Origin of the sequence: Halalkalibacter kiskunsagensis (assembly GCF_037027555.1) — a bacterium.
Lineage (GTDB): Bacteria > Bacillota > Bacilli > Bacillales > Bacillaceae_D > Halalkalibacter > Halalkalibacter kiskunsagensis.
On record NZ_JAXBLX010000002.1, the window covers coordinates 217,563 to 228,132 of the forward strand.

Below are 10,570 nucleotides of genomic sequence, written 5' to 3' on the forward strand. Positions count from 1 at the left end.
AAACGGTGGGAGCTCGGCTCCCACCGTTTTTCTTTAATATATTTCTGATACAGTTTAAATTATTCTGCATCCATAAATGGATATGCAATTTCTGTAGTCGGAGTAAAGTTTTCTTTGATAATACGAGGACTGGTCCAACGAATCATGTTAAATACAGAACCTGCTTTATCGTTTGTACCAGAACCACGAGAACCGCCAAATGGTTGTTGATTAATCACCGCACCCGTTGGTTTATCATTGATATAGAAGTTTCCAGCTGCACCAGATAAGCGGCGTTCTAAGTGCATAATTGCTTGACGATCTTGTGCAAAGATCGCGCCTGTTAATGCATACATAGACGCTGTATCTACTGCAGTCAATGTTTCTTCTAATTTATCATTTTCATATACATAGATTGTTAATACTGGCCCAAAAATTTCTTCTACCATTGTTTTGAAGTTTGGATTTGTTGTCACAATGATTGTCGGTTGAACGAAATATCCAACAGAATCATCATAAGTACCACCAGCAATAATTTCTGCTTCTTCAGAAGCTGCAGCATAGTCGATGTAGCTTGTGATTGAATCAAAAGCTGTTTTATCAATTACCGCACCCATGAAGTTTGTAAAGTCTTGGATATCCCCTACTTTAAGCTTAGCAGTTTCTTCCACTACACCAGCTTTCACTTCTTCCCACATGCTTGCAGGGATGTAAGCACGAGAGGCTGCTGAACATTTTTGTCCTTGGTATTCAAACGCACCACGAACAAGGCCAGCTGCTACTTTGTCTGCTTGTGCAGTTTCGTGAGCAAACACAAAGTCTTTTCCACCAGTTTCCCCAACCAAACGAGGATATGATTTATAGTTTGCAATGTTTTCTCCTACTGTTTTCCAAATGGTTTGGAACGTACTTGTTGATCCAGTAAAATGGAACCCAGACATACGAGGGTCTGTTAATACGACTTCCGATACTTGTGAACCACGAGAAGGTACGAAGTTGATTACGCCTTTTGGTAATCCTGCTTCTTCTAAAATACGCATAAAGTAGTAGTTTGATAGTAAAGCAGTTGTTGCTGGTTTCCAAACGACTACGTTCCCCATTATTGCAGGGGCTGATGGTAAGTTCCCACCAATTGCTGTGAAGTTAAATGGAGAAATTGCCAATACAAAACCATCTAACGGACGGTATTCCAAACGATTCCAAATATTCTTCACACTCTCCGGTTGAATTTGATAAATTTGATTAGCATAATCAACGCCAAAACGTAAGAAATCTGCTAATTCTTGCGCAGCATCAATTTCAGTTTGATAAGCTGTTTTGGATTGTCCTAACATTGTAGCAGCATTCATTACGTCACGGTATGGACCAGAGATTAAATCAGCAGCTTTTAAGAAAATGGATGCACGGTGTTCCCATGGCATATTTGCCCATGATTCTTTTGCAGCCATTGCCGCTTCTACAGCATCACGCAACTCTTTTTCTCCAGCTTGCGAAAAGTTTGCCAAAACATGTTGATGATCATGCGGCATAACCACTTGCTTCACTGTATCTGTCTTAATATTTTCTCCATTAATAATCACAGGGATATCGACTAAGATATCAGATTGGCGGTTTAATTCTGTCTTTAATGTTTCCCTCTCTTTTGTACCTGGGGCATATGTATTACCAGGCTCATTTTTAGGTGTTGGGATTTTGAAAATTCCGTTACTCATACTTTCACATTCCTTCCTGTGTGGTTTATCTGTATACACCTATAAACAATGCAATATTTGTGCCAAAAAGTAAAAAAGAGCAAAATTTATCTAAAGCCGTTCTTAAACACCTTTTCATCCCAATTACTGAAATGAATTTGGACAATTAGTTTACAAAAGTGTTCACTTTTTACACTTTTGTATATAAAGAATAGTCAAGAACAGTTTTCGTTCCACCGCTTTTTACAGAGCACCCTCTGATTTTGCTCTTTGACCTCAGCTGACTTTTCCCTATACTCTGCATAATCACTAGTAAAACTTTATACGGTTCAACTGTTTCTAAGTAAAATAAAGTCCTATTCATTTGAATAGGACCTTTCACTCACTGTTACATCTTTTTTCATCTAATCTACTCTTACAAGTAATGAACAGCATTCCACGTGGTTTGAGTGTTGATCGCAGATAGAATGATGTAGTGGTGTTTACCTTTAATTTTAATTATTTTTCTTCCACAATCCGTGCCCGATTGTTGAATAGTATGGTTGTACTACGTAATACAAGAGTTAGTCTGGCCTGTTTGCAGAAGACTGATCTTATTGAAAATCAATCACATTTTTATAACATTTTTGATTCTCAAAACTATGGTTTTATAATCTTTTATCACCAGAAGAATTGCAGTGGTAAACAGTCTGTCATTCTTTGGTACACTTTTTGTCATTTAGTGGTAAATGCTATGTCAGAGGTGGCACATTTCAATGGCTGTAATCAATAAAGAAAGTTTAACGGAATAATTCTAATAATCATGCCTGGATTAACTACTTAAACTCCAAGTTGGTGGGATATGACATTCTATGCTTCTAGTAGTTATTTTCGCACCAAAACGATAAATAAAGACCCCGTTCAACGAGGCCTTTACATTATTCATTTTAGGAGATATACTCTTGCTTCATAAGGTTTTAAAAGGATTGAGATATTATCATCGTTTTCGTCTACTTCATAATTGCTGATTAATAAATTTTTTGAGTTATATTGAATTTGGCTAGGCATTTGGAACTCGGGAGTTTCACTAGAGAAGTTTGTAATAACAAGCAATGTTTCATCCCCGAATACCCGTGTAAAAGCATAAATTTGTTCATGATCATCTAAAATGAGATTATAATTACCATATACAAAGACTTTATACTCTCTCCGTAACTTAATTAGACTTTGATAATAATAGAAAATAGAATTTGAATCTTCTAGTGAGTTCTTTACATTGATTTCTTTATAATTTGGATTTACTTTTAACCAAGGTGTACCTACTGTAAACCCAGCATTTTCAGTATCATCCCATTGCATAGGTGTACGTGAATTATCGCGTCCCTTTGCATAAATATAGTCCCAAGCCGGTTTTACGTTTCCATTACATTCTAGATGTTCACGATATAGGTTTAGGCTCTCAACATCGTTGTAGTCGTCGATAGAATCAAATTTTACGTTTGTCATTCCAATTTCTTGCCCCTGATAAATATATGGGGTCCCTTGAATCGTCATAAGGAAAGTTGCTAACATTTTTGCTGATTCCTTATGATACTGTTGATCATCACCAAATCGTGAAACAGAACGGGGCTGATCATGATTTTCAAAATATGAGGTGTTCCAACCATTATTATGCAGACCTTCTTGCCATTTTGTAATGACCTGCTTTAAATCTCTAAGTTTCCATGGAATTACTTCCCACTTTCCTCCAGGCCCACTATCTAACCCCATATGCTCAAATTGAAACAGCATATTAAACTTCCCAGTTACCTCATTTGTATATAGTGATGCCGCTTCATCTGGTGAAACCCCATCTGCTTCTCCCACGGTCATAATATCGTATTTGGAAAAGACCCTGTCTTTTAATTCTTCTAGAAAATCTTGTATTCCCGGCTGATTCCTGTGACAATCCCAGGCTGGAACATATTTCTCTCCCGATGGATTCAATGCATCGGGAAGTCCAGCTTTCTTCTTAATAAACGTAATGGCATCAACACGAAACCCGTCAATTCCTTTATCAAGCCACCAAGTTACCATTTTGTATAGCTCTTCTCGAACAGCTGGATTTTCCCAGTTAAGATCTGGCTGCTTTCTACTGAACAAGTGTAAATAATACTCCTCGGTAACCTCATCATATTCCCAGGCAGATCCTTTGAAAATGGATTCCCAGTTATTTGGCTCCTTCCCATCCTTGCCTGGACGCCAAATGTACCAATCCCGTTTCGGATTATCCTTGGATGAACGGGATTCAATAAACCAAGGATGCTCATCAGAGGTATGATTAATGACCAAGTCCATAATAAGCTTTATTCCTCGTTGATGGGCTTCTTTCAAAAGTTGATCGAACTCTTCCATTGTTCCAAACTCATCCATAATATCTTGGTAATCAGAGATATCATACCCATTATCATCATTTGGAGATTTATAGATAGGACAGATCCAAATAACATCAATTCCTAGCTTCTCGAGATAATCTAATTTGGAAATAACTCCTTGTAAATCTCCAATCCCATCCCCATTGCTATCCATAAAACTACGAGGATAAATTTGATAGACAACACTTTCTTTCCACCATTTTTGATTCATATTTACCTTCCCTTCTCTTCATACTTTCATATTTTCAAAAAGCTTGCTTACAGCTATTAATCCATGATTGAATTATTTCTTCAGTTTTTATGACTTCTAAGTCATTCTCATTCTTTTTCTGTTAACTTACTAATTTTCATTATTTTTTGTCTTAAAATATGACTTCTACTACAACTGAAAGGTACAGCGAAAATAATGAATAAAGGCTAATCAATCCTCCATAACTACTTTAACCTCTACACCAAAATGATCAGATACTACAGATTTATTGCTATTATTAAAGATTACTTTTGAATAACTAACAGGAGCAGGCTGGTTCATCAAAATTAAATCAATTCGTAAGTCCTGCTTGTTATTATTCCAACCTGCAATTTTCCCTTTAACAGTAATTCCTTCATCTTTTTCCTGAGCGAGGTGGTACGTGTCATAAAGGTCTTGATTTAACAAGTACTCATAGCCTTCACCTTTTAGAAAAGCGTTATTGTTAAAGTCACCCAAAAGGAAGCACAGCTCATCCTTATTTACATGTTTAAGAAGGGTGTCTGCTTGATGCTTAAAAGGTTCCTCTTCATCCTGCCACCATCCCATATGACATGAATAGAAGGAGATAGGTCTGTTATTGAAGTTAATTTTAGCACCCACAGTTTTTCGCGTTTTCCAATAATCGGTATCTGTACCTTTGGAAACGAAGAATGAATAATCCTCTATAATTGGATGCTTTGTTAAAATAGCTAAACCTTCTTCATATATTTCGAACCCAATATGGGAGAGATCCCAAACAAATGAATAATCCGTAACTCCAATTTTTTTAAGCTCTTGTAACAATATGAAGCCAAAATTATCTCTTTTAATATTATTGTATGCATATTCTCCCTCAATCAATTGACTAACCTCTTGCAATGAAATAACATCATATGATTTTTCTTTAATAATCTGGGCCAAGTATTTGATTTTCTCTATTTGATTTTCCTCTTGCCAGGAATGACAGTTTAAAGTTAATAATTTCATTTGTACGACGCCCCCAAGTGACTTTGAATATATTAAATTAGTAAGAGTCTATTTGTTGTAAGATTCTTCACAACCTTACTTGTTCCGATCAATCTCTTCAGTTCTTCCTTTGTAGGAAAAAAGTTAATCACCTTTTACGTGTAGTGGTCAACGCTCCACTTGCAATTGCAAACAGATCTTGTTATTACTAAAAACTTCGTTAAATAAATATCTGAATTTTCAAATAAATTTAAACCTACTGAATACAGGTATTTATACATTTTTTCACTATAAAAAATCTACTTAACTTCTTAATTAATTTTCGTTGTTTAACATACATTACTTCAAACTACACTTTAAAATTAACTCTTTTCTATTAACTTCTAAATTTGAAGATTGTTCCATGCACCCTACTTTTTCCGACGTATTTGTAATAATAATTGGAGTGACAATCTCTTTATTGTTATTTTCCAAAAATTCTATGTCAAAGTTTAATAGATCATCGCCTACTTTTACAGCTTGTCCTTCTTGGACTAGTGCTTCAAATCCCTCCCCTTTAAGTTCAACAGTCTCTAATCCTACATGTATTAGAATCTCTAAACCTTTAACAGATTTAATCCCTATCGCATGTTTAGTAGGGAAAACCTGAATGATTTCACCGTCAATTGGGGAAATAACTTTTCCTTCTTTTGGTATGATTGCTAAACCGTCTCCCATCATCTTCTCTGCAAAAACAGGATCTGGAACTTCTGTTAGTGAAATAATCTCTCCAGTCAATGGAGAATATATTTCTTCAATTTGAGATTTCACCTTTTTCGAGAAAAACTTTTGTAACATTACAATCACGCTCCTATTTTGGTATTGGATATCCTAATTAACGCTTAAAATTTTATATTTTTTCGATAATCAACATAGTGTCTGAACAGGGTCTCACCAATAATAAAGAAGGAAGAAAATGTATTAATTGGAAATCTATCATTACTTTGAATTTCCGAACTACTTGCATATAAGTTGTAGGGAGTCATTGTTGCTAACTTATTACTTTTAAGGTTTGTTATAGAAATAAATGGTATCCCCTTTGTTGTTAATGACTGCACGGCAGGAAAAATGACTGGTGTATCACCTGAAAAGGAAATAATAATGATAAGATCCTCAGCTTTTAAACTTTGCAGTGTTATTTCAAATTCTTTTGGTGCTCTTATTACAAATAAATGGCGTTGCATTATATGAAACATCCTTTGTAACTCATCGGCACAGTTCAACTGTAAACTACCTGTTCCGTAAACAAATATTCGCTCGGACCGATCTATTAACTCACATATATCTTGAAAATCTTTTGTTTTCGTATATTTTAGCGTTTCCTTTATATCTTCATTTAAACTGCCAATACTATTTACTTCACTATCCACCTTTTCGTGATCTTGCCATTTTAAAAATACACGAAATTCACTGTAGCCACTAAAACCTAGTTTTTGTGCTAAACGTAGAATAGATGAACGGGAAACATTGCACTTATCTGCTAAATCGTTAATTCCTAACTGATAACATGAGCTTTTATTGTTTAGAATGTACTTCAAGATATGAAAGTCATTTTCGTGTAGCTGATTATAATGTTTATTAATTAATTCTTCGATCTTCATTTTTTCATCTCCTCATCGTTCATTTAGTTTAGTATATACACCAAACCTTTTTCAATGTATTAGAGCAGAGGACATGAAACATCAGAAAATATTTAATAGGATTTGTAGGAAGGTGGTAACCTACACAAGTTCTAAAGACATATTTTTAGTACTTTCACCATTTTTAAAATATCAATTCAGAAACTGGAAACTTCTTCATTTCTCCTCCTTCATTATTGTTAACGCTTACGAGACTAGTTATATCACACAGAAAAAATGGGGACAATAAAGTTCCATCATTATGGTATCAATCACACTCTTAGTTCTTTTTCACATCCCCTAAGAATTTTCCCGTAACTTACAAACTCCTAAGAGTATAATTACCAGTGTTACTTTTTCTAATGATACAGATATTTATATAAGTATGAGTAAAATGATCATGACTGTTCTTACTCTTGGGCATAATCCATTCAATAATTCTATTTAGTTTTATGAAGATGGGAAGTTTTGTTTTTAACTCCTAAAGTTGAAAATGTTATATCGTACACCCAACACATTTATAATTTCCCTTAGATAAAAACCTACATATCAAACTCCTAGTCTTTTACATATTTTAAACCCTATTATTAGGTTGATCCTCATGAATAAATAAGAAATGTGAAAATTCTCAGCATATGAGAAAAAGAACAGAAGCAGTGATTGAGTCCACAATACTCGTACTTTATTGTTGCTACTTTTTTTATATGCTATAAAGTATGTGTAAGCGTTAACAGCTAATAAGGAGTGAAAAAAACAAAAAAAGAAAGAATTATTAAATCGTTTACAAGAGTAATAAACAATACAACAAGGAGTGTCCATAATGAAAGATAAACTATTAAACAGCATGCAGATTTTTGCGAGAGCTGTAGTTATTCCAGTATTTTACTTACCTATTGTAGGTATAATTTTAGCTCTTTCTGCTATTCTTACTAACCCAATTATTGTGGAAAATGGTGGTTTTCTATTCAATGTAGGTAAATTCATTGGTAGTGGTCTTTGGCCTATTTTAATTAACTTAGGAATTGTTTTCTGTGTAGGTATAGCAATGGGAATGGCAAAAGATAAGAAAGGAGACGCTGCTCTTGTAGCATTATTCTCTTATTTGGTTTTTCTAGGAGCTAACCAACATTGGCTTGATTTAACAGGAAAATTAGTAGAATATCAAGAGGCTTCTGATTTATCTGGTAGTGGACAAACAATTATATTAGGCTTTCAAGTAGTAGATATGGGAGTTTTCCTAGGAATCATTCTTGGAGTGGTAGTAGCACTTGTTCATAATAAGTTTTATAATAAGGAGTTTTCAGGAGCATTTGGGGCATATGGGAATACTAAACTAGTATTCATATTACTAATTCCAATATTACTACTATTAGCAATAGTTTTAAGTTATTTTTGGCCTACTGTTGCCATGGGCATCTCAGCATTGGCAGGGTTCATAGATAAGTCAGAATCTATAGGTGTATTTATATATGGCTTCTTGAACAGATTCTTAATTCCAACTGGATTGCATCATTTAGTAAATACACCATTCCTCTATTCTGATTTGGGAGGAAGATTAATTGTTGATGGAAAAGAATATTTTGGAGCTGTAAATATATTCTTAGCTCAGCTAACTGATCCATCTATAGAGGTATTCGATTCATCAGCAAAATATTTACAGTATGGTATGGTTAAAATATTCGGGCTAGTTGGGGCTGCTTTAGCTTTCTATCATACAGCCAAACCAGAAAACAAGACTAAATTAAAAGCTATTTTAATACCGGCGGTAGCTACATCCGTCTTGGCTGGTATTACAGAACCTTTAGAATTTACATTTTTATTTGTAGCACCATTATTATGGCTAATTCACTCTGTAATGGATGGTTTGTTTGAAACTATTGCCGTTTTATTAGGAGTTAGAACGCATGGAGTAGGTGGACTTATAGAATTTTTATCTTATAATATACCGGCCGGAATTTCAAGAACTAGATGGCCTATATATATAGCGGTAGGTCTTGTTCAATTGGCAACATATTATGTTGTTTTTAAATTCTTAATTAAAAAGTTAAATCTTAAGACTCCAGGAAGAGAAGATGGCGAAGTTAAATTATTTACTAAAAAGGAATATAAGGAAAAGATGACCAATAAATCTGGAGAAGCAGGAGACAAGGACTCAGATTTGGCAGCTGAAATCGTTCAAGGTCTTGGTGGAAAGGAAAATATCGAATCTGTTGAAAATTGCTTTTCACGTTTAAGAGTAAAAGTTACAAATGCTAGTTTAGTTGATGAACCAATTTTAAAAGGAACAGGTGCAGCAGGCGTAATAAAAAATGGTGATAATATTCAAGTCGTCTATGGACCTAAAGTAAACGGAATTAGGAATTCTGTTGATAAGTATTTAGCTAGTTTAAATTAATGATTCGTAATATTATTAATACAATTCAGGTAAATTTCAGGAATACAGCAGATTAATGAAAGTAGTCCATTTTTTAGTAACAAGTTAAATAATACGGAATTTAATTTAAATACTAGAGTTGTAACCGTATTAAACGTTCTCATGTTGTAATATAAAAAATAAGGCTTAGAGATAAAAAAGTCTCTGAGCCTTATTAATTGCAATATTTAATAAGAATAGTGCTTTCCCTCCATGAAATCTGCTGAGTTTCCTCACGTTAATTAGGATATTACATCTCGCTAGTAAATCCGTTCCTCTAGGAAGAATTTTATTTATTCATAACCACTTGATACTATTAACAACGGTTTTAATCTTCTTTTTCAAACACTTTTGTACTTCTCACCATATCAAAAGTGCGAACTAGTCCTTCGATTTCCTTTCGTTTCGGTTCTAAAAACGGTGGTAATGATAGCTTCTCTCCAAGAGTCTCAAACGGCTCGTCTCCCATAAAACCTGGTTCATCTGTTGCAACCTCAATTAATCCTGACATATATCGATTCGAAAAAGTACCGGTTGACATAGCCAAATGTTTGGAATCCGGAGCTTTCAATGCGTTTAATCCATTTTTTCTAGCGAAGAACGGTCCTGGGTACGCATGCCAAATGGCACCGTTCCAAAGCCTTGACGAGCAGGAGGAAGGTCCAAATTGCGTTCGACTACTAGTTGGGCGCCGTTCCTCCTCTTCCTACTTCAAATAGAAAACTTCGATGCCTTCCCAGGGTTCAAAATGCTAGTCAAAGCGATAATGTCTGAAGGTGACCAAGTACCCGTTTATTTAATTTTTGAGAGTACACATACAGGTTTTCCATTTTTGGGTATTTCCGCGACTGGCAAAAAAGTTAGATTTTCACTAATGATGATGTTAAGAATTGCTGACGGCAAGATCATTGAGAAAAGGTCACATGTTGAATGTGAATGACATTCTTCGCCAGCTTAACGCTTAATTATTAAAGATAAAACGGAATGAAATAAGCCAGAGACCCTTAGACCTTTCAAGGGTCTTTTATATTGTTTTAAGGCTATTAAATCCTACATGATAACAACTACCGTGCTAGTTATTTTTTAAAATATAAAAACTAACCTTAATATTTTTATTTTCTTATTTAGATCATTATTAAACCAAACACTTCTTAGCTTAAGTGATGCTAGTATATTTTCATGGACACATCTTAGTTAAGTTCTAAAAAATTTGACTAGAATATTTAACGAGAGGATGT

7 protein-coding genes and 1 pseudogene are annotated in these 10,570 nt (G+C 34.5%); 2 read left to right on the top strand and 6 right to left on the bottom strand.

All coding sequences use genetic code 11. The annotated features are described in order from the left end of the window. Positions 1-59 precede the first annotated feature (59 nt). The 5 genes from pruA to SLH51_RS02240 form a co-directional block, all read right to left on the bottom strand. Positions 60-1,691 (bottom strand): L-glutamate gamma-semialdehyde dehydrogenase, encoded by a 1,632-nt coding sequence (pruA, locus tag SLH51_RS02220; RefSeq protein ID WP_335958775.1) that lies wholly within the window; start codon positions 1,689-1,691, stop codon positions 60-62. Positions 1,692-2,591: 900 nt separating this feature from the next. Beyond that, positions 2,592-4,274 (bottom strand): glycoside hydrolase family 13 protein, encoded by a 1,683-nt coding sequence (locus SLH51_RS02225; protein ID WP_335958777.1) that lies wholly within the window; start codon positions 4,272-4,274, stop codon positions 2,592-2,594. 210 nt (positions 4,275-4,484) lie between these two features. Beyond that, positions 4,485-5,282 carry an endonuclease/exonuclease/phosphatase family protein gene (locus SLH51_RS02230; protein ID WP_335958779.1) on the bottom strand — a complete coding sequence of 266 codons (798 nt, stop codon included), beginning with the start codon at positions 5,280-5,282 and terminating at the stop codon, positions 4,485-4,487. Between the two features lie 318 nt (positions 5,283-5,600). After that, a complete protein-coding gene (locus tag SLH51_RS02235) occupies positions 5,601-6,098 on the bottom strand; it encodes a PTS sugar transporter subunit IIA (RefSeq protein ID WP_335958780.1) in 498 nt (165 codons plus the stop codon). A gap of 44 nt (positions 6,099-6,142) precedes the next feature. Beyond that, positions 6,143-6,901, bottom strand: a complete 759-nt coding sequence (locus SLH51_RS02240) for a MurR/RpiR family transcriptional regulator (protein ID WP_335958781.1) — start codon at positions 6,899-6,901, stop codon at positions 6,143-6,145. 838 nt (positions 6,902-7,739) lie between these two features. Here SLH51_RS02240 and SLH51_RS02245 point away from each other — a divergent pair. Next, a complete protein-coding gene (locus SLH51_RS02245) occupies positions 7,740-9,314 on the top strand; it encodes a PTS transporter subunit EIIC (RefSeq protein WP_335958783.1) in 1,575 nt (524 codons plus the stop codon). A 346-nt stretch (positions 9,315-9,660) separates the two neighbouring features. On the opposite strand, the pseudogene SLH51_RS02250 reads toward SLH51_RS02245, so the two are convergent. Further along, positions 9,661-10,051: pseudogene (locus tag SLH51_RS02250) on the bottom strand (VOC family protein); the annotation flags it as partial. Between the two features lie 47 nt (positions 10,052-10,098). Here SLH51_RS02250 and SLH51_RS02255 point away from each other — a divergent pair. Next, on the top strand, positions 10,099-10,272 hold the full coding sequence (locus SLH51_RS02255) for an ester cyclase (RefSeq protein WP_335958793.1): 174 nt from the start codon (positions 10,099-10,101) through the stop codon (positions 10,270-10,272). Positions 10,273-10,570: the final 298 nt, after the last annotated feature.

Coding starts and splice junctions, on each gene's coding strand:
- SLH51_RS02225 (WP_335958777.1), bottom strand. CDS start 4,274: ATGAATCAAAAATGGTGGAAAGAAAGTGTTGTCTATCAAATTTATCCT.
- pruA (WP_335958775.1), bottom strand. CDS start 1,691: ATGAGTAACGGAATTTTCAAAATCCCAACACCTAAAAATGAGCCTGGT.
- SLH51_RS02240 (WP_335958781.1), bottom strand. CDS start 6,901: ATGAAGATCGAAGAATTAATTAATAAACATTATAATCAGCTACACGAA.
- SLH51_RS02235 (WP_335958780.1), bottom strand. CDS start 6,098: ATGTTACAAAAGTTTTTCTCGAAAAAGGTGAAATCTCAAATTGAAGAA.
- SLH51_RS02230 (WP_335958779.1), bottom strand. CDS start 5,282: ATGAAATTATTAACTTTAAACTGTCATTCCTGGCAAGAGGAAAATCAA.
- SLH51_RS02255 (WP_335958793.1), top strand. CDS start 10,099: ATGTCTGAAGGTGACCAAGTACCCGTTTATTTAATTTTTGAGAGTACA.
- SLH51_RS02245 (WP_335958783.1), top strand. CDS start 7,740: ATGAAAGATAAACTATTAAACAGCATGCAGATTTTTGCGAGAGCTGTA.